Source organism: Kamptonema sp. UHCC 0994 (assembly GCF_029167235.1).
Classification (GTDB): domain Bacteria; phylum Cyanobacteriota; class Cyanobacteriia; order Cyanobacteriales; family Microcoleaceae; genus Kamptonema.
In genome coordinates this window covers 1-23,297 of the sequence record NZ_JARFTR010000275.1, presented here as the reverse complement: position 1 = coordinate 23,297, position 23,297 = coordinate 1, and the positions used below count along the sequence as shown (strand labels likewise).

Annotated in this window: 17 protein-coding genes and 1 pseudogene; 11 read left to right on the top strand and 7 right to left on the bottom strand. The window is 44.0% G+C overall.

Annotated elements, in window-relative coordinates; genetic code table 11:
* Positions 1–82: 82 nt before the first annotated feature.
* Together PY364_RS24495 and PY364_RS24490 are read right to left on the bottom strand one after the other, a co-directional pair.
* Positions 83–5,530 carry a response regulator gene (locus PY364_RS24495; RefSeq protein WP_275570316.1) on the bottom strand — a complete coding sequence of 1,816 codons (5,448 nt, stop codon included), beginning with the start codon at positions 5,528–5,530 and terminating at the stop codon, positions 83–85.
* Positions 5,531–6,374: 844 nt separating this feature from the next.
* A complete protein-coding gene (locus PY364_RS24490) occupies positions 6,375–7,064 on the bottom strand; it encodes a GvpL/GvpF family gas vesicle protein (RefSeq protein ID WP_275570315.1) in 690 nt (229 codons plus the stop codon).
* A gap of 165 nt (positions 7,065–7,229) precedes the next feature.
* Here PY364_RS24490 and PY364_RS24485 point away from each other — a divergent pair, with 165 nt between their 5' ends.
* Entirely contained in the window at positions 7,230–7,544 is a 315-nt protein-coding gene (locus tag PY364_RS24485) for a hypothetical protein (RefSeq protein WP_275570314.1), read from the top strand.
* A gap of 43 nt (positions 7,545–7,587) precedes the next feature.
* Here the strand turns inward: PY364_RS24485 and PY364_RS24480 are convergent, their stop codons facing one another.
* Entirely contained in the window at positions 7,588–7,905 is a 318-nt protein-coding gene (locus tag PY364_RS24480; protein ID WP_275570313.1) for a metalloregulator ArsR/SmtB family transcription factor, read from the bottom strand.
* Positions 7,906–8,312: 407 nt separating this feature from the next.
* On the opposite strand from PY364_RS24480, the gene PY364_RS24475 reads away from it, so the two are divergent.
* Entirely contained in the window at positions 8,313–9,419 is a 1,107-nt protein-coding gene (locus PY364_RS24475) for an alkene reductase (protein ID WP_275570312.1), read from the top strand.
* A 160-nt stretch (positions 9,420–9,579) separates the two neighbouring features.
* A pseudogene (locus PY364_RS24470) lies at positions 9,580–10,011 on the top strand (ISAs1 family transposase); the annotation flags it as partial.
* A 65-nt stretch (positions 10,012–10,076) separates the two neighbouring features.
* Here the strand turns inward: PY364_RS24470 and PY364_RS24465 are convergent.
* Entirely contained in the window at positions 10,077–10,997 is a 921-nt protein-coding gene (locus PY364_RS24465; protein WP_275570311.1) for an NAD(+) kinase, read from the bottom strand.
* A gap of 62 nt (positions 10,998–11,059) precedes the next feature.
* A complete protein-coding gene (locus PY364_RS24460; RefSeq protein WP_275570310.1) occupies positions 11,060–13,114 on the bottom strand; it encodes a S8 family serine peptidase in 2,055 nt (684 codons plus the stop codon).
* A gap of 264 nt (positions 13,115–13,378) precedes the next feature.
* Between PY364_RS24460 and PY364_RS24455 the strand changes: the two genes are divergently transcribed.
* The 4 genes from PY364_RS24455 (at position 13,379) to dmeF (ending at position 16,981) form a co-directional block, all read left to right on the top strand.
* The gene (locus tag PY364_RS24455; RefSeq protein WP_275570309.1) at positions 13,379–14,416 is read left to right on the top strand and encodes a UPF0104 family protein; all 1,038 of its coding nucleotides are present in this window, start codon (positions 13,379–13,381) and stop codon (positions 14,414–14,416) included.
* Between the two features lie 201 nt (positions 14,417–14,617).
* A complete protein-coding gene (locus PY364_RS24450) occupies positions 14,618–15,220 on the top strand; it encodes a chorismate lyase (RefSeq protein WP_275570317.1) in 603 nt (200 codons plus the stop codon).
* A gap of 189 nt (positions 15,221–15,409) precedes the next feature.
* Positions 15,410–15,979: a hypothetical protein gene (locus tag PY364_RS24445; protein ID WP_275570308.1), complete on the top strand. Its 570-nt coding sequence runs from the start codon at positions 15,410–15,412 to the stop codon at positions 15,977–15,979.
* Between the two features lie 45 nt (positions 15,980–16,024).
* Positions 16,025–16,981: a CDF family Co(II)/Ni(II) efflux transporter DmeF gene (gene dmeF / locus PY364_RS24440; RefSeq protein WP_275570307.1), complete on the top strand. Its 957-nt coding sequence runs from the start codon at positions 16,025–16,027 to the stop codon at positions 16,979–16,981.
* A gap of 33 nt (positions 16,982–17,014) precedes the next feature.
* Here the strand turns inward: dmeF and PY364_RS24435 are convergent, their stop codons facing one another.
* Positions 17,015–17,509: a DUF427 domain-containing protein gene (locus PY364_RS24435; protein ID WP_275570306.1), complete on the bottom strand. Its 495-nt coding sequence runs from the start codon at positions 17,507–17,509 to the stop codon at positions 17,015–17,017.
* A gap of 346 nt (positions 17,510–17,855) precedes the next feature.
* Between PY364_RS24435 and PY364_RS24430 the strand changes: the two genes are divergently transcribed.
* The 4 genes from PY364_RS24430 to PY364_RS24415 all read left to right on the top strand — a co-directional run bounded on the left by PY364_RS24430 (position 17,856) and on the right by PY364_RS24415 (position 22,156).
* Entirely contained in the window at positions 17,856–19,178 is a 1,323-nt protein-coding gene (locus tag PY364_RS24430; protein ID WP_275570305.1) for a GH25 family lysozyme, read from the top strand.
* A gap of 13 nt (positions 19,179–19,191) precedes the next feature.
* Positions 19,192–19,395: a hypothetical protein gene (locus tag PY364_RS24425; RefSeq protein WP_275570304.1), complete on the top strand. Its 204-nt coding sequence runs from the start codon at positions 19,192–19,194 to the stop codon at positions 19,393–19,395.
* A gap of 5 nt (positions 19,396–19,400) precedes the next feature.
* Entirely contained in the window at positions 19,401–21,353 is a 1,953-nt protein-coding gene (locus tag PY364_RS24420) for a cation:proton antiporter (RefSeq protein ID WP_275570303.1), read from the top strand.
* Positions 21,354–21,472: 119 nt separating this feature from the next.
* Complete coding sequence (locus PY364_RS24415) at positions 21,473–22,156, top strand: lysozyme inhibitor LprI family protein (protein ID WP_275570302.1); 684 nt, start codon at positions 21,473–21,475, stop codon at positions 22,154–22,156.
* A gap of 138 nt (positions 22,157–22,294) precedes the next feature.
* On the opposite strand, the gene PY364_RS24410 is transcribed toward PY364_RS24415, so the two are convergent.
* Entirely contained in the window at positions 22,295–23,179 is an 885-nt protein-coding gene (locus PY364_RS24410) for a M48 family metallopeptidase (protein ID WP_275570301.1), read from the bottom strand.
* Positions 23,180–23,297 lie beyond the last annotated feature (118 nt).

Genomic DNA, 23,297 nt, shown 5'->3' with positions numbered 1-23,297 from the left:
GGTAAACAAACCGCCCAGAGGGCGGCGTTACAAACAATTATGTCGTAAATCCTCCTTTGCAAACTCAGCTAAGTAGCTCCAACTAATTAAATGATTCCGATTTCATCGGAAACGACTTAATTTCCTGCTCAAGAGCTGTCCGCACCCTTTGCCACTCAGCCTCAACTTGTAACAACCAATCGTGAGCTATTCCTAAATCAAAAACCTGTTCTTCCCCTGCTTCACTAACAGCGCGAGCCATATATTCCAACTCCTTACATAACTCTGATAAAACCATCGCTCCTAAATTAGCACTACTGGATTTCAGCGTATGAGATGCCACCTTCAAATTATCAGCATCACCAGCCGCGATCGCTACCTTAATACTATCCAAATATCGAGGCGCATCCCCAAGGAAAATCTTAATTAAATCTGTCAAAAAATCCGGTTCATCATCATCATCATCAAGTTCGCGGAGACTTTGCAAGATTTGAAGATCGATCGGTGGATTTTTATCAGGAGAAAGAGAGAAAGATGAAGGGATAACCGAATTATCAGATTGACCTAAAAAACCTGAATCCTGCAACCCGGAAATATTAGCTCCATCTTTCAAAATAGGCTTACATTTACTTAAAGCATTAGCCAATTCTTCACGGCGGACAGGCTTGGTAATATAATCATCCATACCCGCAGCCAAACACTTTTCGCGATCGCCTTGCATTGCATTAGCAGTCATCGCAATAATCCGGGGTCTAAACTCCTCTGGCCATTCCTGGCAAATACGGCGCGTCGCTTCTAATCCATCCATCTGAGGCATTTGCACATCCATCAACACGACATCATAAGATTGCTTCCTCAAAGCCTCTAAAGCCTCCAATCCATTACCCGCAATATCTGCTCGATATCCAATTCTTTCTAGCAAGTGCGTAGCCACTTTCTGATTGACTAAATTATCCTCTGCCAATAAAATCCTGATCTGATTACCATTGCGAAGATTATCCGCAGAAGAAATATTTTGCCGTACCCCATTGCTAGTCGCTGGTACAATTTCATTAGTCTGCTGCCCAGGATAGTGTTCTTTCATATTTGGGGAATGCTTCATACCCGAATTCACACTACCAACATCGGCAATTTCGGTCTTTTTACTTCTAGCTCCCCCATCCCCTAAAATTTGTAGTAATACATTATAAAATTGAGATTGCTTCAGAGGCTTAGTTAAGAATCCGGCAAAATTAATTTCTGCATTCTCAAGTTTTTTCCATACTTCTGCCTTACCTAAATAAGTAAACATCACCATCGGTACTCGTCGCTCTGGTTCATTCCCAACTATCTCCGAGCCATTAACTAAAGGCGAATAACCTAGCTCAAAATTGCGAATCTTATTCGCTAGAGCTATGCCATCCATATCTGTCAAATTCATCGCCAAAATTGCCAAATCAATCTCTGGATTTTGTTGAAGCAATTGCATAGCTTCCACCCCTGTTGCAGCAGCAATCGGTATCATTCCCCAATACTGAGATAACTTAATCAAAACTTGTCGATTAGTAGCATGATTTTCCACAATTAACAAGCGTTTGCCCTTAAGAAACTCTGGTGGTTCCTCCACAGATCGAGACTCAACAGCTTGGGCAATAACCGTAAAATAAAAAATAGAACCAGACTCTAATATTTCCGAATCAACAAAATGTTCTGGGGGAGTTCCAGCCATACTTTGCCGTGTCCCAACTGGGGGAGAATGAGAATTTCCAGCTACAGGTGCAGCCTTGCTAACTACCCACATTTTACCGCCCATCATCTCGCTCAAACGCTGGCTAATTGCTAAACCTAAACCCGTTCCTCCATATTGCCGCGTCGTCGAAGCATCCACTTGAGAAAAAGCCTTAAATAAGCGATCCATCCGATCGGTCGGAATTCCAATTCCCGTATCTTTAACAGCAATTTGGATTTCGTAAGGAACAGGCATTTGATAATTAGATAGCGGTAATTTATAGGCTTCTATCCCATTGCTATTGCGCTCTGAAATCTTCCGCGCCGTAACAGATACCACAATTTCTCCCGATTCTGTAAATTTGACCGCATTGCCAAGAAGATTGACCAAAATTTGGCGCAGTCTGGTGACATCTCCTAATACTTTAGAGGGGACAGAAGAATCAATTAAATAAGCTAATTCTAAACCTTTTTCTGAAGCTTTAGGAGCAAGCAAATCCAAAGATTCTTCAATACAAGTCCGCAGCTCAAAGGGATGCTGCTCTAAATCCATTTTTCCCGATTCAATCTTAGAAAAGTCTAGAATATCATTAATTATAGTTAATAAAGCATCGCCGCTAGTCCGAATTGTCTCTACAAAATCTCGTTGTTCTGGAGTTAAATCCATATCTAAAAGTAAACCAGTCATGCCGATTACCGCATTCATCGGAGTGCGAATTTCGTGACTCATAGTAGCTAAAAATTCACTTTTAGCTCGGTTAGCAACTTCTGCCGCCTGTCGTGCTTGTTCTAAAGCTTCGTTTTGCTCTGCTAACTGTTGCTGCCTTTTAACTTCCGTCTCTAAAAGGTGTGCCTGAGCAAGGGTAATACCTACTTGAGCGGCAACATCTTCTAATAGTTCAATTTCATCTGTTGTCCACTGGCGAGTCACATCGCACTGTTGTAAAGTAATAATTCCATTCGGTTCACCTTGATAAGAAGTACGAACAGAAAGCATAGACTTTAACCCAATTCTGCGGCACATAGGAGCCGAAGATTCCAACAGCGGATCGGCAAAAACATCTGGAGAAGCTAATGCTGTATCTTCAGCAAGTAACTGTTCTGTATAAGGATTATAAGTAACAGAAAGTTCTAAATCTAAAGTAGATTCATAGCCCGGTTCTAAATATTCAGCTACGCAAGGGAGATGGGGATAAGGTTCAATAATATAGCTGTGAATTGTACAGCGATTTACGCCAAACACTCGACCAATCTGGGTAGCCGTAGTTTGAAAAATCTCTTGCGTATCTAACTTAGAACGAACTTTCTGAGTAATTTGCTTTAATAACAAAACTCGCTGATATTGGCGCTGTAAAGTTTGTTCCCGTTCTTCCCGTGAAATTTCAGTGCCAATATAAACCGCCATTAACTTTAGAATTTCTAATTCTACTGTTTTGAACGGCGATCTACCAGCGGGAGAGGTAAAACTAAGAGTACCGTAAACTCGACCCTGCACCATCACACGAGCACCGATAAAAGCTTCTAAGCGGCGGACTGTATAAGCGGGGTGGTGTCGCCATTGAGAAGTTCCAGCGGATTCGATAGAAATTGGTTCTAGCGATCGCACTACCTCGCGCTCAAAAGTTCTCCCTAAAGCAAAGCCGTCTCCTTTAGCAAATCCGAAGGGAAAATTCTCTGGTAAATAAGCCGCAATTACCTCATAGCGATCGCCCGCCACTTTCCCCAAAAGTCCAATATCCATCCTAAACCGCTCGCATCCCATCGCCAACAAGCGAGAAATTCGTTCCTCAAAACTGCCATTTATCCCTAGAGTTACCTCATAAAGTGCTCGAATTGCTTCCTCACTTTCCCGCAAATCTTCCACAGCTTCAAGCTGATTAGAAATATCACGCAGCGTCCCAAAAACTCCTGTAACTGCACCTTGGGAATCCAGCATTACCTGAGCAAACATTTCGACCGTAATAAAAGCACGATCTATAAAGGATTCAGGAGTAATAATTTGCAATCCTCTATCGGCAACTGCGGACTTTTTAAAGCGTAATTCGCGCCGATAAAATTCCGACTGTAATGTAATCAAAGACTGAAATAAACTTTCACATTCTGCTTGATTTTCTGGATGAATCCAATCCCAAAAATTAGTACCCAAACACTCAGAAACCGAAAAACCTGTAATCGTCGCCCAAGCTGGATTGAGAAAAGTCCAAACACCTGCCGTATCTATCTGGAAAATCGCTGTTTCCTTGAGGTCTGTAAGCACTTTTGCGTACTGCGCCTCATTTTCCCGAAGATCGATCTCTAACTGCTTACTTTGAGTGATATCTGTATTAGTTCCCACCATTCGCACGGGTTCGCCAGTGGTATTTCGCAGCGCTTGGCCGCGAGCAAGTACCCAGACAATACTCCCGTCTTTGGTCAACATCCGAGACTCAGTAACGAAGTAAAGAGTCTTGTTTCCTAAATGCTCTTCTAAAGCTGCCCTTAAGTCATTAACATCGTCTGGGTGAACGCGGTTAAACCATTCCTCAATTGTGTTAGAGACTTCGTGGCGATCGCAGCCTAACATCTCTTTCCAACGCACTGAGTAAAACACCTCCCCAGTTTGGATATTCCAATCCCAAATCCCATCGCTATTAGCTCGGATCGCAAGATTTGCCCGTTCTGAGCTATCTTTAAAAGCCTCCTCGATTTGTTGGCGATCGGCTTTAAGGCGATTTACCTCAATCTCAGCTTTGTGCAGTTGAGAACTAGACAATTCGATTTGGCGTTGTAACCCTACCAACCCAGAATGTAGCGATCGCGAGTCCAGAGCTTGCAAAAGAATAGTTCTAGGATTAACAATACCCGTAGGATGCCCCGCATCGTTGACCATAACTAAAGGCAGTTGGCCGTAGTTTTTTTGCAACATACCCAGAGCCGATTCCAGAGTATCCCGCGCTCTAATCGGCAGCGGCGAGTTGCTGCATACTGTCATCGCTCTAGTTTTGCTCAAGTCAAGCCCCAATGCTTGCAACTGCAAAATATCGCGGGAACTAACAGCCCCAACCAGTTTACCGGTCTGTTTTTTATGGCTTTCAGGGCTACCGGAGCCGTTAATTTCTACTTCCTGACCGTTTCCCCCTTCAATAATCAGTACGTAACTAGCGTTATGTTTGAACATCAGTTGCGCGAGATAGCGCACAGAAGAATTAGCCGGTGCGTGAATGATTCTCGATTGGTGAATTTGCGGAATTTGACCGACTTTGATTAAATTAGCGGGAAGTAGGAGGGGCGGGGATGGGGAAGATGGGGAAGACGGGGGAGATTTAGCCACCCTACCTCCCCTACCTCCCCTATCTTCCCCAATCTCCCATCCCCAGTCCCCCATCCCGAATCCTGTTTCCAGGAAACTTTGAGGAGTAATCATACCCACTAGCTCCTCAGAGTCGCTGACAATTGGTAGGTGGCCGATTTGGTGTTTGCGGAGGAGAGCGAATAGGGTGAAAATGTCTGGAATTTGGGATTCTCGTGCTGAGATCACAGAGCGAATCATGATTTGCGAGAGCGGAAATCCCTTTAAACTTGCGCCAATCGAATTGAGCTGTATAATATCTCGCTCTGTCAGAATCCCCAGAATAGTTGCAGGGGAGACTGTCGGAGCTAAAAAAGATGCTGCTCCCCTACCATTTGCCTCTGCTTTTTTACTTTGTTCCCCTGTCGAAAATCCTGTACCTAGCTGTTGCTCTACTACCAGTACATAGCTAACACCAGCGCTACTCATCTGCACGATCGCATCTTCCACGGACGTTTGAGGAGTCGCCGTGAGAGGATTGCGATTGATGGCCACACTAACAGAGGGGATAAACATCAGGGGGCTAAGAGTGAAATTTGCTGGAAAACCTGACTGTGGCTAGCGGGTTGGCTACTAGGCTCTGAAGGCGCGGTTGGCGCAACTCTACTTCACTCCTACTTCCAAAATATTGGCATCCAGAGTTAATTCCGCACCACATCCTCACACCGGACAGGTTGCTTAAGCACAGTTCCATTTTGATTTGTAACGGAGCTTGCCTCTTGCTAGTATGCTTGGAGGCGCTAACGCAACCAGCCTAATGCAAATATATTGTTACCTTAAGGGATTTGGCAAAACATAAACCCCTAAAAATGCGACTGGCATTTCCCAGCAGCTCTAAGAACGCGGCTAACCCTAGCACAACCCAAGGAGAAAAGAAAAGGTAGTATCTGACCGCAGAAGCAACTAAACAGTTGCGATCGCGGCGCAAAGTACCAGTTTTCTAGCTCTCCTAAACACACCAATGCACCCTAGATATTTAATGCAGTTCCTTTCTGGGACATCTGTAAACCGCTAATTTCCCAGTAGCAGAGACCAGAGGATACTTTTGTCACTGAGTAGCTAAGGGACTAGCAGCCTTTAGATTTGCCAGAGGCAGTCTCAGGCTAAGCCCAGTTTTACTCGCATACTTCCACCTTAACAAAATACTGCCAGCAGGCTAGATCCAATCAGTAGATGTGAAGCTTGATTTCCCCCTGCTTTTGAATTGGGGGCATTAGCAGTTGATTTTTTTCAGTTTTGCTACGACTTGAGGATCGCCGCATCTTACTATTATATAACAGAAGTTGGCTATGCAGTTAACTGTTAACTGTTAACTGTTAACTGCTAACTGCTAACTGTTAACTGCTAGCAATTTTTCGCTTCACAAAAAGTGATAAGGAGGTAAGGCTTCTCCTAGTTTTAGTTCCCAGTGAGGACAAGTTTCTTGCAAACTCTGATATCGTTCTAGCAGTAAAGATTCGTCTTGACGATTGGCTAAAAGATAAATTTGCCCTTCCCGATCTGCTGTTGGTTCGACTATTGCTGATTGATAATTTTCGGTAGCAATTACGCAGGCTTTTTGCCACTCTGCTGCTTGGGCATCATTAAAGTTTTGAATTTGTTGATATCGCTGCTTTTTAGCTAGAAAATATTGCCTTCCTCCTGTTTCCGAAGCTAAGGGTTCCTCTGGCGGTAAAAGGGGTATAAACTTTAAGCTATATTCACCTTTGCCATCAAGTTGTTCTAACTTTTCTAGGTATTGTTGACTGTGAGATTTTAGGTACGTCTGCAAGGTGGCTGTTGAAGCGAAGTAAGTCCCGAAGCGTAAGGGTAAAACTGAAGTTTGGCGAAATACTTGACAGATTACGCGATCGTGGGCTAAAACTGCCTGCATTAAGCGATCGCTGTCATCTTCAAAGGATGCTACAGATACTTCTGGTTCTACGATCGCAGATAGGCGATCGCTACTGAAAATCTCAACTTCACCCGCAATTCCACTAGGCAAGTCTAGAGGTTCGGCAGGAGTTTTGAGCAGAGCGTAAGTATGAAGGTTGTACTGATGGGACTCCACAAGATTATGTTAATAGTATGATATAATTTTAACATCTGCGGTAATCTGTGTCTAGCTATTTAGCAGACGGATTCTTGTAATGTGGGTGCTGCTATCATTTAATTTGATTAGAAGAAAGAGCGTTGCAGCCCCCGTCTACTATTAGAAATATAATAGGAGTTGTTTATGTCTTTTCTTCGCGCACGCGGTAATATCCGACCCAAGATTAGCACAATGCCTCGTCCCAAGACTGAGGCTTCAATGCAGCTAGAGCTTTACAAGTTGGCGATGGAAAAGCAGCGGATTCAACAAGAATTGCGTGTTTTGGAAGAGCGAAAGCAACAGTTACAGAAACGCTTAGTTGTTGTTAACAATGAGGTGGTTGAAGTCGGAAAAAAAACTCTAGAATTTCGCCAAGGCGTTCCTGATATAACTCAACCAGCAACTCCTAAAAGCATTGCGGACACAAAAAAATTAGATACTTTTTACCTGGAATATTGATGTTAGTTGTTAATTATTAGTCGCTAGGGAGAGTTTTTTTCAGTTATTGAAAAAAATTAGCAAAACAACAGATTAGTAATTCGCGATTCAGGGAATTGTACTTAGTCTGACCTTCTTTGCGAATTTGGATTAGACCGGCGGCAGCCAAAATTTTCGAGTGATGGCAAAATAAGGCGAGACTAATCCTGACAGCAGCAGCAATTTCTGAACCGCTCATTTCCTCCTGCTTGGCTAAAAGCTCAACAATTCGCAAGCGCGTCGGGTCAGAAAGTGCAGCAAAAATCCTCACTCGGAGCTCAGCGTCGCTTTTGGCGGGAACTGGGAGAGGTATCGCTTGGAAGTCGTCGCAACTATCCGTCATCAGCAGTTGGTGTGGGGAATTTAAGTTGGTGGTTATCTCTATCTTACGCTGCTAGGGGCTTTTCTGAAATAGTTAAATAACTACTTGACTATTGGCGGCAAAGTGATTAGACTTTTTAGTTAAATGGTTGTTTGACTACTTCATTGGAGTCGGCGGTTGAAACCGCTACTACACAAACGAAGTCCGCCTGCGCGGACTAAAGAATCAATGGGTAATACCAAATCTGGGTTAGTCATCCCCTTTATTAGCAATAATCCGTCATTGCGAGCTCCGCGAAGCAATCGCCTAGTCTCTGCGATTGCTTCGCGGAGCTCGCAATGACAATAAAGGCGATAGTAAAGCCGGATTTGGGATTGCCTGTCTGTCTGTAATTACTCGATCGATATTGCTCTTTCACAGAGGATACTATGGCTGCTACTGAGAAAAACGTTCTTTCGCCTGTTCAAGTTGGCCCTTATTCTTTGCCTAACCGACTGGTGATGGCTCCCTTAACTCGCAACCGGGCGGGAGCGGGAAATGTGCCGGGTACGCTGAATGCAGCTTATTATGCTCAGCGGGCGGGTGCGGGATTAATTATTACGGAAGCTTCGCAAATTGCTCCCGAAGGCTTGGGTTATCCTCAAACACCGGGGATTTACTCGTCTGAGCAGGTGGAAGGTTGGCGACTGGTGACGGAGGCTGTGCATAGTCACGGGGGTCGCATTTTCCTACAATTGTGGCACGTTGGGCGGATTTCGCATCCTGACTTACAGCCGGAGGGAGCTTTGCCGGTAGCGCCGAGTGCGATCGCGCCTGAAGGTGAAGCATCTACTTATTCTGGGCCTAAGCCTTATGTTACGCCTCGCGCTTTGGAAATTGATGAAATTCCTGGGATTGTGGAGCTATATCGTAGTGCTGCCCAAAATGCGATCGCGGCGGGTTTTGATGGGGTAGAAATCCACAGCGCTAATGGCTATTTGCTCGATCAGTTTCTTCAAGATAATGCTAACCATCGTCAAGATGCTTACGGCGGATCGATCGAGAATCGTAGCCGTTTACTGCTGGAAGTAGTGGAAGCGGTGACGAGTGTTTGGGGTGCAGATCGAGTGGGTGTGCGGCTGTCACCCAGTGGTACTTTTAACGGTATGAACGATTCTAATCCTAAAGCTTTGTTTACTTACGTTGTTAATGCTTTGAACCGTTTTGGGCTGGCTTATTTGCACTTGGTGGAACCGAGAGCTTATGAGGGTGTGGCTGAGGAGAAGGGGAAGTTAAACACGGCATATTTCCGTTCTATTTTCCAGGGAACGATCGTTTCGGCGGGGGGCTATAATCGGGAATTGGCTGATGCTGCGATCGCGAGGGGAGATGCGGATTTGATTGCTTTTGGCAGATGGTATATTTCTAATCCTGATTTAGCGGAACGGTTTGCTTTGAATGTGCCTTTGAATCCTTACGATCGCTCTACTTTCTATGGGGGTGATGAGAAGGGTTACACTGATTATCCTACTCTCCAGTTACAGACTGCTCAGTAGTCGGATATAAATATAGGACTTACGCAGGGAGTCCCAGAAACCGGGTTTTTGAGAGAATCTGTGGGTCATAACGAAGTATTTTCGTAAAAAAACCCGGTTTCTTTGCTTGGGTGCGTAAGTCCTAATGTAATCATGTCATTAAAGTCAAGCAGAATCCGTAGATATTAGTCATGGTCGTCACCTGGTTAGAAAGGTATCTGTCTTTGATATTCCTCCCCAGAAACTCAAGGATTTTGAGAGATTAAAATGGGGTAATATTACCAGTTTAATTAAAGTGGAAAGAAGTGGCACTCGCACCAAAAAAGATTATGAAAATATTAGTTATTACATTAGCAGCTTATCGGCATCAGCGCAAATATTTGCGTCAAAAATTCGAGGTCATTGGCTGATTGAAAATCAGTTACATTGGGTAAAAGATGTAATTTTTAAGGAAGATATATGGCCTCGACATAACTACATAGCAGTCACTAATTTATCACTCCTAACCACCGTCGCTTTTAATCTTTACCGATTTTTAGGCTTTTCATCATTAACTTGCGGTCAAAGATGGCTAAACTACAAGCTAGAAAAGCTGATAATTTTACTCAATTAAAAAGGTAGATGAGCTCAATTATTCAATAATAATTACCAATTACAATTACCAATTACTAATTAATGTTAATTCCGATGATTATTAGTGTAGGGAATTCTGGCCCCGGCCCATTGAAGCTTTTCTCTTAAAGTGCGGTAATAAGAATAGTTTTCTCGCAGAATGATAAATTTTGCATTACAGTCTGCCATCCGCACATCTACGCGATGTCCTGGCCAGATAGCAGTAGCCATAACGCCATCCATCCAGAGTTTAGTAGTTAGATCGTAGTCCGCCAAGGGCCAGATGCTAACTACAGAGCCGGAAGGTAGAACAATTGGGCGACTGGAGAGACTTAAAGGACAAATGGGAGTAACTGCGATCGCTTCCATTCCGGGGTGCAGAATTGGGCCATTGGCAGAAGCCGTGTAGCAAGTCGAACCCGTAGGAGTGGCGACTATTAAACCGTCTCCCTGATATTGATCGACTACTTCACCGTCTACCTCCATTTCTAGGATAGAAGTCGGCATTCTGTCAGCCGAGGCTGGCTTGACGCACATTTCATTGAGGGCGAGGAAACGATCGCTTACTGGTTCCATATTAGTGCGATCGCCCTCAAATACCGCCGCCTGTAACATCATCCGCTTCTGCACAGCATAGCGATCTTCCAACAACCGATCCCAAACCTGTTCAGTTTCCTTAAAATCTTCAAAAGATTCAGTTAAAAACCCCAAATGTCCCCCCACATTCACCGCTAAAATGGGGATGTTATCAGGAGCAAGATGTCTAGCCGCAGCAAGGGCCGTACCATCACCGCCGAGCACTACTGCTAAGTCGATCTTTCCAGTACGAGAAGCCAAAAATACTGGGTAGGGGTTATCCTTCGCACCGGATGGCCCCATCAAAACGTTACAGCCTCGACTTTCCAACTGCCGCGCACACTGTTCGGCCCATTGCTGGCTTTGGGCATCTCTGGCTTTGTGGGCGATGATTACCTGTTTGAGCTGCACGTTTTTACTAAAATAGGACTTACGCAATTACTACATATTCTCTCTACTTAAGGTAGACCATTTTAAACACTCACCCCAGAACTATTCGCTGTTTCAACCAGAATCCTATTAATCTCAGCCGCCGTCAAATTAGGATTAGCTTGTCGCATCAAAGCCACTACTCCAGATACGTGCGGTGTCGCCATCGAAGTACCTGCGTAGTAGCGATAGGGAACACCAGGGAAAGATAGCGGTACTGTCGAATAAATATCGTCCTGAGTTCGATCTCCCCCTTCTCCTCCTGGCGCAACCACATAATTGAGGACTGTAGCACCCGCACGGTTGGAGAAGGAAGAAAGCTTCTGATTGCGGTCTACTGAACCTGTAGCAATTCCCACTTCGGAAGCAAAGCGAGCTGGGTAATCTGGGCGAGGGCCAGAGTCATTACCAGCAGCCGAAACCACAACCACACCCCTAGATTCTGCAAAGCGAATCATTTCGAGTTCTTCGGTTTCCAATGTTGTACCGCCTACACTCAGATTAATTACACTTGCTCCATTTGCGATCGCATAGCGAATAGCAGCAAGTTCATTGTCAGTTTTGCCCGACCCTTCAGCGTTAAGTATCCTCAAAGGCATAATCTTGGCATTAGGAGCAACCCCAGTAATACCAACACCATCTTGTTTAGCAGCAATGATGCCAGATACATGAGTGCCGTGACTGTTTTCATCCATCGGGTCATTGTCGTTATCGATAAAATCCCACCCGCGAAAATCGTCAATAAAACCGTTGAAATCATCATCAATGCCGTTATTAGCTTTATTGATACCGTTACTATCAACACCAGTCTCGCCTAAGTTTGTCCACATATTGTCCGACAAGTCGGGGTGATTGTAGTCAACGCCGCTATCTAGAACGGCTACTATTACATTTTCCCCAGTAATTCCCTTCGCCCAAACTTCGGGAGCTTTGACTAAATCCCGTCCCCATTCATCTCCACCCAAATCAGGAACATCTGGGAAAGTAGGAGCGTTTACAGCGCGAGCAACAGCGGCGGCTGCATCTACCAAACCAAACCCGAAGCGAGTGTCAAAATTCTGCGTACCGATACCACCTTCTGAGTTTGTGGTGCTGGGTTTTGCAGACAGATTCAATCTGAAATTAGTGTCGCCATCGTATTGATAAACCTTAACGTAATAGGTTCCTGCGGAGAGGGAATCAATAGTAATTTGCTCTGGTTCTGTATCTGGATGTTTGGAGGAATCGATAATATCTGTGACATCAATAGATTTGTCGCCGTTGATGTCTTTAATAATGGCAACATCGGCATCAGCGCTCAAATCGCTGAGAACTAATTGGAAATCACTAATACTAGGAATAGTAAAGCGGTAGATGTCATCTGGTTTAGCCGTACTCACGAAGTCGCTAACAGTTTGATTCCCGTTAAGTACCCCAATATCGCGAGCTTGGTTGAGTTCATTGCCTAATAGATTGGTAGCAGGGAAGAAAGCTCCGCTCAAGTCATCGGGGGAGGCATCAAGAACAATTCCCAAAATAGCACCAGACTGCCGAATTTGAATCAGGGTGTCCGTACTGCCAGGAGTCAGGGAAACTTGTTGTAAAGTCAGATCGTCCTCGGTCAGGCCGTCAGTTAATCCAATAAAATCAGAGAAAATGTCAAAGTCGCCGATAATATCGGCCGCACCTGGGTCTAGTGTTGCTGCATCGGTACGAAGGATGAAGATATCTAGACCGATGCCACCAACGAGGGTATCTTTGCCGAAGTCCCCTACAAGTATGTTGTCATCGTCGCCACCGATCAGTAAGTCATCTCCTCGACCTCCTTGGAGGGTATTGCTACCTGCTTCTCCGATGAGGAAGTCGTTACCTTGACCACCGTTGAGGAAGTCGTTACCGGCACCTCCTAATAGGATATCTGCACCGCCGCCGCCAAGAATGCGATCGTTGCCGGAATCGCCACTAATTTGTTCAGCATCCGCTGAACCGACGATAAAATCATTGCCACCGAGGGCAAATAGTCCGTTTGGGTAAGGAGCCAAAAAGCCCGGAGTTAAGGTTAAACTGTTGGGGCCATCGTCTAAGAGATAGGAACTGCCGTCAGCGCTAGGGCCTGCCATATAATGATTTTTTTGTAAGTGGTTAGATTTTTAGATAAGTGAGGTACGTAGTTGGGCTTTAGCCCTCTTATCATGCTTATGTAGTAAGTAAGGTAAGTGCCTAACAACTCCAATTACCAGTTATACCTCATCTACCTGAGAAGAGCGATATACTTGTCCAAAACGCGCGATCGCGTCCAACTATCGCTATTACCCCTGACAAGTATCAATAGAAGCGATGCCGCAGCCTGATAGATTGATCTCGATCTTTAACACTATTAATTAATGGTACAGCAAAATTTTCAGCGAGTTAGCAACTTAATTAAGCTTGTTAGCTCCCGCCTCAAGCCATACCTACGCTATTTTATTTTAGGTGGTACTCTCTTATTTGTCGCTAAGGCTTTTAAAGATCACTGGCAAGAAGTGGCCGCCATCCGCATTGACACGACGGGTGTTGTCATGCTCGCGATCGCACTTAGCGTTACTTTACTTTCTCATATCTGGGCGGGTTGGGTGTGGCTATGGATTTTACGAGAATTTAATCAATCTGTTGATACTGTTTGGGGTATCCGAGTTTTCCTGAAAACTAATATCGGGAAGTATTTACCCGGAAATATTTGGCACTTTTGGGGTCGCATTCAGGCAGCAAGAGAAGGCGGAGTCCCAGCGGCAATTGCTACTCTCAGTGTTTTGCTAGAACCGCTACTGATGGCCGCTGCTGCTTTGCTAATTGCTTCGATCGGCAGTACGTCGCAAAATCGAGCTTTACAGGTATTCAGTTTAGCCGCAGTTTTGATGAGCGTCCACCCTAATATTTTAAATCCATTAGTTCAATATGTGGGCAAATTGAAAGGTTTAGGTAGTAAAAATAAAACACAGGAAAGCGGTAATACAAATCAAGACAAAAACCAATTAAATAATAGCTTTGATGAATCCGAACGATTACCAATTACCAATCACCAATTACCAATTACCAATTCCATACCTCAAATTAAACGCTATCCCTTCCTGCCTTTATTGGGAGAAATCATTTTTTTGGGATTGCGAGGTGGCGGTTTTTTAATGACCTTAACTGCTTTGACTCCTATAAAATTTAGCGAGATTCCTCAATTATTTAGTGCCTTTAGTTTTGCCTATGTTTTAGGCTTAGTGATACCGGGAGCACCGGGAGGATTGGGGGTTTTTGAAGCTACCGCGATCGCAATTCTAGATCGGCAATTTTCTCCAGCATTAATTGTTAGTGCAGTTGCTCTCTATCGTTTTGTCAGTATTCTTGCTGAAGCCATCGGTGCAGGTTTTGCTTGGTTACATGAACATCGTTAAGTAATTGGTAATTGGTAATTGGTAATTGGTAATTGCTAATTGCTAAATGGGGGAAAATCCTCCTTGTTCCCCTGTCACCCTGTTTCCCCTCTCCTCTGCTCTCTTATTCCTTCTTCCTTCTTCCTTCTTCCTTCTTCCTGCAATCGGCAAATCGCGATATCATAGAATAGCCGTTAAGTTTTGTAACAACCTTTGACTGCTATATTCCAACCTACAAACAGCCTGATTCTACCTGCACCCTGGTATGCTCTTAATGCCTCATGGCAAGGCGGTGAGGACATTGTGCAGAAGGGTTTGCCACATACCCAGTTAGCACCAGCATGGCAGATATTGCTGCTAGGGGACGGTTCCCCTACGCGCCACCTGCAACTGATGACTGGGGAACCGACAGAAGTGGATGTGATTGATATGTCGCTAGTTGGTGTTGATAAAGATGGTGCTCCTGTGCAAATTGAAGCAGTACCAGGGCCGCGTTTACGTAGGCAAGTGTGGCTGCGAACAGCTTCGGGACAGCGTTTAGCTTATGCGACTTCTTGGTGGGAAGCGAGTCATGTTGATGAATATTTGCAGAATAAATCGCTGCCAATTTGGGCAAGTTTAGCCCGGTTGCGGACGGAATTATATAGGGATGTGCAAGGGATTTATTATGGTGAGTCGGCGGCTTTGGAGTCGGCTTTTGGAGAGTCGGGCCCGTTTTGGGGTAGACATTATTTATTTTGGCATTATGGTAAGCCGTTGACGCTAATTTATGAGGTGTTTTCGCCTTATTTAACGAAGTATTTGGGGCCGATGAAAGTTAGTTAGAATGAGAATTTTTGACTGCCGTAGTAGAATTTTTCATGTAGGTTGGGTGAAGCGCGAAGCGAAACCCAACTTTTTGTTAACGGTTAACAGTAAAATGTAGGTTGGGTGAAGCGAGAAGCGAAACCCAACTCTTTGTTAACGGTTAACCGTTAACAGTACAATAATAGAGAAGTCAAAAATAGAGCGGCCATGTCTAAACGCAAAAAATACAATTGGCTGAAGGAAACGCTAGAGCTAAAAGAAGATCACAACTGGAAATCAGAGCCAGGAACTCGGATCTTTGTAGCTGGGCGAGGGGCCTTGCGGTTCGATGTTCCCCAGGATTGGTATTTTGAACCGGACGAGAAGTCATTCCGGTTTCTAGATAAAAAACCACCCAAAGATGATGCTCGATTAGAGGCTTCTTTTAATTTGTTACCCCCTGGTAACTGGCCAGAGTTTCCGCTGCTTCCCCTATTCAAGAAAGTAGTCAAAGATGATGAGCGGAATGCAATCGAGCAAGGAGAAATTATTCAATTTAAGCGCCAAACTGCCCGCGTTATTTGGACTCAAATCAAATTTATAGATCCTGTAGAACATCGGGAAGCTTATTCTCGAATTTGTATTGGACTAGGTTCTGGTGTTCAGTGTTTAATTACTTTTGATTATTGGGTTGATGATGCGGAGCGCATGATTCCTGTCTGGGATACGGTGATGGAATCGTTAGTTCTTGGTTTGTATATCAGCGATCCTCGCACAGGATTTGCATTACCTGATTAAGGTAAGCTAGATTCAGTCTATCAAACCCAATTTCTTAAAAAAATTATGCACATCCATAATCTTGAACAATGGCAACATTCTCACGACTTTTCTGTTAACCAGGATCGTGCAGAGAAAAATACTAAGGTAGTAATGTTGCTAACAGCAGTCACGATGGTTGCGGAGATTATAGCTGGAACAATCTTTGGTTCAATGGCTTTGCTTGCTGATGGTTGGCACATGGCAACTCATGTGGCAGCATTTGGGATTGCAGTCTTTGCATACCAGTATGCTCGGAGTCATGCAACTGACCCTAAATATACATTTGGAACGGGTAAGGTTAGTGTTCTTGGAGGTTTTGCTAGCGCTGTTGCACTTGCGGTAATTGCTTTTATTATGGCACTTGAGTCAGCAGTACGTCTTTTCCAACCTCAAGCAATTCAGTTTAATGAAGCAATTGGTGTTGCTGTTATCGGGTTGGTAGTCAATCTAGCAAGTGCTTGGTTATTGCAAGATCATCACGACCATCATCACGACCATCATCACAATCACCACGAGCATCTTGACCACAATCTTCGTGCTGCTTACCTTCATGTTTTGGCAGATGCACTAACTTCTGTCTTTGCAATTGTTGCCTTATTTGCTGGCAAATTTTTGGGTTGGGTTTGGATGGATGCAGTGATGGGCTTAGTTGGTGCAGGAGTCATTGCAAAATGGTCTTATGGTTTGGTTCGTGACACTGGTTTAATCTTACTTGATGGAGCTATTGATAAGCGAATTAAGTTAGATATTGTGACTGCTATTGAAGAAAATGCTGATAATCGCGTCACTGATTTACACATTTGGCATATTGGTCAAAATCACTTGGCGGCAACAATTTCCCTAGTTACACATTATCCTCAAACACCTGAGTATTATAAAAATCTACTCAGCCATATTTCATCTCTTTCTCATGTGCTTGTTGAAGTTAATTATTGTCACGATCTGCCTAACTTAGCTGAGAATTTGCGGTGTGAAGTTTAAACTAAATCTTGCGATGCCTGCGGTGGGCTATGCCTACCAACCCCAAGTACCAGGCCCACCTTTAAAAGGCCCGACAATATCCTTAGTAATCCAGCCGCCATAAAAATCGCCTAATTGCGGTTGTACCAATTCCCCATCAACATAACAGGCATCCATCAAACCGGGGTAAAAAGCCACGTAATCCTTAATAGACTCAAAAGCTGGAATGGGATTAGGATAAAACCAAGCAGCATCAGGAACCTGCTTATTTCCGACATTAATAGCGTAATATCCGGCTTGTCCTTTCCACTCGCACCAAGATGTTCGCGAAGTTTTGAGCAAATTAGTCATCTGGATGTCACTTGGAGGTATATAGTAAAAAGGAGGGTGACTCGTTTCTAATACCCGCCTGCTGGAATGGGTATCAGCAATAACCATCCCATTAAAAATTATCTGGACGTGCTTGGTTGAGTCATCAATCCGAGGCGGACGCGGGTAGTCCCAGACAGACTCTTGGCCAGGCCCCGGTTCAATACGACTGATGTTCACTTTTACAAACTCCTGTAAAATAATAATATTGGTTGTTAATCCTATTATCTGAGCTATAACACTTTAGAGTACAGAATTTACTGGTGGGATGGCACTGTTGACAGGTCAGGTTTAACCAAGAATTTAGCAAAACTCAAAACTCATGCACCGCGTTGGCGTGGCCTACCCGTAAGGTTTAACTTTACCAGGCAAGCTTAATCGCACTTGCTAGGTACGAAGCAATTTGAAGCAAACTGAAGCAAACTGAAGCAATCTCAAAACTCAAAACTTTCCGCCCTCTTCACTGTACCCTTAATCTTGTGTCACCTTCAGACAAACAAACTTTTAAAACCTTTGTGCAAACTTTATGAGCATTCGCGGTATAGATGTTTCCGACTACCAACCAAACGTCAACTGGCAAGCAGTTGCCAACAGCGGCATTACCTTTGCCTTTGTCAAGTCAACAGAAGGCACAACCTTTGTCGCCGAGACTTTCGCCCGCAATTGGGCGGCGATGAAAACGGCGGGTATTCAGCGCGGCGCTTATCACTTCTTTCGGCCCGCCAGTAGCATTCAAGCGCAAATCGATTTGTTTCTGAAAACAGTAAAACTAGAATCGGGAGATTTGCCACCAGTTTTAGATGTTGAGAGTACAGGTGGTTTGGGTGCAACGGAGATTTGCGATCGCATGGCAATTTGGCTCGAAGCAGTCGAAAAAGCAACAAATATGCGACCGATCATCTACACTTACCCAGGGTTCTGGGACAACTTAGGCACAAAACGTTTCCCCGATTACCCCCTATGGATAGCCCACTATACTACTGCCCAAGAACCTTGGGTTCCCGGCGGTTGGAATAGCTGGACATTCTGGCAATATACGGATAAAGGTAGTGTAGCCGGAGTAGCAGGATCGGTAGATGTTAACATCTTTGAAAGCTTGCGAGAAGGCAGTCCCGCGCCAAAAGTCCAAGAAATCCAGAAACATTTGAAAAATAAAGGATTTTATCAGGGAAGCATAGATGGTAACTACAGTACCAGTACAAAATCCGCTGCGATCGCCTTTCAAAAATCTCAGGGACTAGAAGCTGACGGTATTGTTGGTCTCAAAACTTTAACAGCCCTGCTGAGTAAATTTCCCAGCGGCAGTTTACCTAGTCCATCGCCATCGCCCATCCCATCACCAGTACCAGCCCCAAAACCCACACCATTACCCACGCCCACTCCCACACCAGTACCTCTAGGGGGAATCCGCCTGATTGATGTATGTCTGGCTTATAAAGCCAACACTAACCAAGATATTGCCCTGATCTGGTTGCAAAGCCAAATTCCCCCCTCACTCCTCGGCGAATTTACTCAAATATGGCGAAACCAATCCGTACCCCAAGTTACATTCGTGCGGCTTTTGGACGTTTGCAAATATTATCGCGGCTTATCCAACCAAGATCAGGCTTTAGATTGGCTGCAATCGCAACTTTCCACGAAAATTTTGACAGAATTTGCCCAAAGGTGGCGGGGTCAAATACCCGTACCTGAAACTACAGCTAGCATCCGCCTAATTGATGTTTGCAAATATTATCGCGGTTTACCCAACCAAGACCAATCCTTAAACTGGTTACAATCGCAACTTTCTTCGACGGTTCTCACTGACTTTGACCGCAGGTGGCGTGCTGCTAGTGGTGGTAATCCTTGAGGACTTTTAACTTATGAGTTTTCAATGGGATCGTCCCAATTTTGTAGGGCGAAGCATTCCGGTATATAAGTTATGGGAAAGACTGCACGAGATTTACTGCCGGAATGCTTCGCCCCTACTTTTCAATTGGGTAGGTACTACCTTTAATTACCAATTACCAATTACCAATTACCAATTACCAATTACCAATTCCCAGTTCATAACTCTTGTTGAGTAGCTTATATGGAAATCTCCTTTAATATCACCGTGTTGATGGCGATCGTTGTCATCTGCGGGATTGGCGCTCAAGTTTTAGCTGACTACCTAAAAGTTCCTGCTATTGTTTTCTTACTACTATTCGGGATGATCGCAGGGCCAAGCGGTTTGGGAGTGATACACCCGAATTTGCTAGGTAGTGGTTTAGAGGTGATCGTGTCTCTCTTAGTAGCGCTAATTCTGTTTGAAGGTGGCCTGAACTTAGAGTTTAGAGACTTGGGGCGCGTTTCTGGCAGCATCCGCAATTTAGTTACTCTCGGCACTTTAATTACGCTGATGGGCGGTGGTATGGCCGCTCACTGGTTGGGGGAATTTCCCTGGTCGATCGCTTTTCTTTATGCTTCTTTGGTAGTAGTCACAGGGCCTACAGTGATCGGGCCATTACTCAAACATATATCTGTCGATCGCCAAGTTGCAACAATGCTGGAAGCAGAGGGTGTGTTAATCGATCCCGTTGGTGCAATTCTAGCAGTATTGGTACTTAATATTGTTTTGAATCGTAATCCTGATTTATTCGGGTTGTTTCAAGAATTAATCCTACGATTGCTTATAGGGGGAGGTATTGGGGTAGTAGGAGGTTGGCTGCTGGGGTTAATTTTGTTGCGATCGCGCTTTCTCTCGGAAGACCTAAAAAATCTTGTAGTCTTAGCGGGTTTGTGGGGGATGTTTGCCTTAGCAGAATCGATCAGCAGCGAATCAGGATTGATGGCTACAGTCTTAGCAGGAATCGTATTGCGATCGGCATCATTACCAGAAGAAAGGCTCCTGAGAAGGTTTAAAGGTCAACTGACAATCCTGGCTGTTTCAGTCTTATTCATCCTCTTAGCAGCAGATTTATCCTTAGCCAGTATTGTCGCACTCGGTTGGGGAAGTTTTTTCACAGTTTTAGCTTTAATGTGGATAGTGCGACCAATTAATATCTGGCTTTGCACTTGGAATAGCGGTTTAAATTGGCAACAAAAACTATTTGCTTGCTGGGTTGCTCCCAGAGGGATAATTTCTGCTTCTGTTTCTTCTCTATTTGCTATTTTGTTGACTCAGCGAGGAATCAATGGCGGCGACTCGATTAAAGCTTTAGTCTTCCTAACAATTATTATGACGGTTTTTGTCCAAGGATTGACAGCGGGATGGGTGGCTCAACTTTTAGGCATTACTTCTACGTCTGTGACTGGTGCTGTAATTGTTGGGTCAAATCCTTTGAGCCGATTAATTGCCCGTTTATTTAAAGAACGGGGAGAAGTTGCTGTAATGATTGATACTGACGAAGCAGGTTGTCTGCAAGCAGAACAGGAGGGTTTGCAAGTTTTCTTAAGTAGCGCCTTGGATCATACCATTTTAGAAGAGGCGGGACTTGCTTCAATGGGAACTTTTTTAGCAATGACAACCAATGGTGAGGTAAATTTAGTATTGGCACAAAGAGCGGCAGAAGAGTTTAAACCTCCAAGGGTTTTAGCTATTTTCCCTCGCGCTGCAAATGGATCGACTAATAATACTAAGATTAATCAAGCTTTTATTCCAGATTTGCCGCTTAAGACTTGGAATAAGTATCTAACTGATGGGGAGGTGAAGTTGGGAGAAACTCAGTTCAAAGAGTCTGGTTTAGAATTTCAAGTTGCTCATTTAGAAGCTTTAATTGCTTCGGAAGAGTTATTACCTTTACTAATAGAAAGAGACGGGTATTTGCAGGTAGTGCCGGTTGGCGAGCATTGGTTGGCTGGCGATCGGATTATATACTTGTTACACGATCCGAAGCCGAAATTGTTGAAGCGGTTATCTGGTGCTTCGCAGTCTCGGCTGATTTTGGAAAAACATCCCATAGTTGAGGAAGTGCCTATGCCTTCTCCTATTTTAGAAACGGTTTTGGAGCAAAGTAAATTAGAAAATGATGTTGACGTTTTATCTCCTCCTGCGGCGCGATAGTATGGAGGCGATAAAACCGGGTTTCTTTAGTCGGAGTACATAAGTAATATAAAATTCAATAAATGTACTCTGTTGGGTTCAATGCAAAGATCGACCACGCAAGCAAATTTAAAACAATCATGATCAAAAACATCACAAATTCTCTTCTGTTAACTGCACTGACATTATCCTCCGTCATGTCATTTTCCAGTCAAGCTCAATCAGAATATTTAATAGCTCAAGCTGTTAAATGTAATCCTAATGGTAATACATTAGAAATGAGAAAATGTGCATCAGATAGCTATACAGTAGCAGACAGAAAACTGAATCAAGTATATCAACAAAATATCTCCAAATTAAGCGGTGAATACAAAAATAGACTAATTCAAGCACAGAGAGCATGGATTACGTTTCGTGATGCAACTTGCAATTTTGAAGCGGCGGAAGCTTTGGGTGGAACTTTGGAACCATTACTATATACGGGATGTTTAGAGCGAGTTACTTCTGAACGCACAGCCTATTTACAGAGCTATTTTGCTAATCGTAATAACGGGTCTACAACTAACCCTACTTTACCACAAGTCGGAACGGTAAAAAGCTTAGTTGATGGGGATATTATGTGTTATGCGACATTGATTGATGAGCAAAATACTGAGCGAAGAGTTGGTGCAAGTTTTGAGATTTGTGCAAAGAAAGCTCAATTTTTAAACAAGAAAGTTCGCTTAACTTATACCATGAGTAATGTCAATGATTGTCAAAGCATTGAACCCTGTGGCAAAACGCGCCAAGAAATGCTAGTTACCAAAATGGAAATTGTCAGGTAATTAATATAGCAGTCGCCAAGGCGATTAGGACACGATTTTTCAAACGACTAACAACTAACAACTAACAACTAACAACTAACAACTAACAACTAACAACTAACAACTAACAACTAACAACTAACAACTAACAACTAACAGTTAAGATCCTAAAAACTGACTAATTTTTTGTCTGTAGGCTCCATTATTCAACCCTTCTCCCCGATCTGCACGAGTAGGATCTATAGATTGACTCATAGCAGCAATGCGATCGCTAGTTGCCGGGTGAGTGCTCAAAAACGTAGGAGGCGAAGACTTATTTAGCAGCTTTTTCATAAACTCAATCATCGCAGATTGAGCATAGCCAGCCTTTCCTAGCATTCGCAATCCCAATTGATCCGCTTGATATTCCGCCTCTCGACTGTGGGGACGACGCAAAGCTAATTCTACACCAATCTGTACGGCCACATTTCGATCCAGTCCAGCAGCAGAGGCCACTCCTTGCGCGATCGCCATTTGACGCATTTGTTTAACCGAATGCTTAGCCACGATGTGCCCAATTTCGTGACCGATAACACTGGCTAACTGTGCTTCATTATCTGCCGCCACCATCAAACCCTTATTCACATAAACAAAACCGCCCATTGTAGCAAAAGCATTGATATTATCATCATCAACAATCTGGAAAGTATAAGGGATATTGGCGCGATCGCTCTGTTGAGCCAACCGCTGACCGATTTGATCGATGTATCTAGTGGCCGCGCGATCGCGATAAATTTTAACTTCGCTACCCGTTAACTCTTTATTAATCTGTTCGCCAATAGAAACTTCTTGGCGGTCAGAAAGATTTGACAATTGTATTACCTGAATACCGCGAAAAATTAGCTCTGGCAAAGATATTGCCTGACCCGGATGAGGCGAAACCAGCCAAATACTGGCAATTACCGAAAGAGACAACAACACATAAACAGCTCGACGGTAAGCACGTCGATAACTAAACCAGAAACGATTAAAGGCGATCGATAAAGGTGAGAAAAATTTAAACATATAATTTATTAGGCGAAAGAACAAAAAGCACTAACCACTCAGACGTACTTTCAAGCTGATTAGTTGCTATTGTAGCTTTCTACCATCTGCACTGCTGTTAATTGTTTGTAACGCCGCC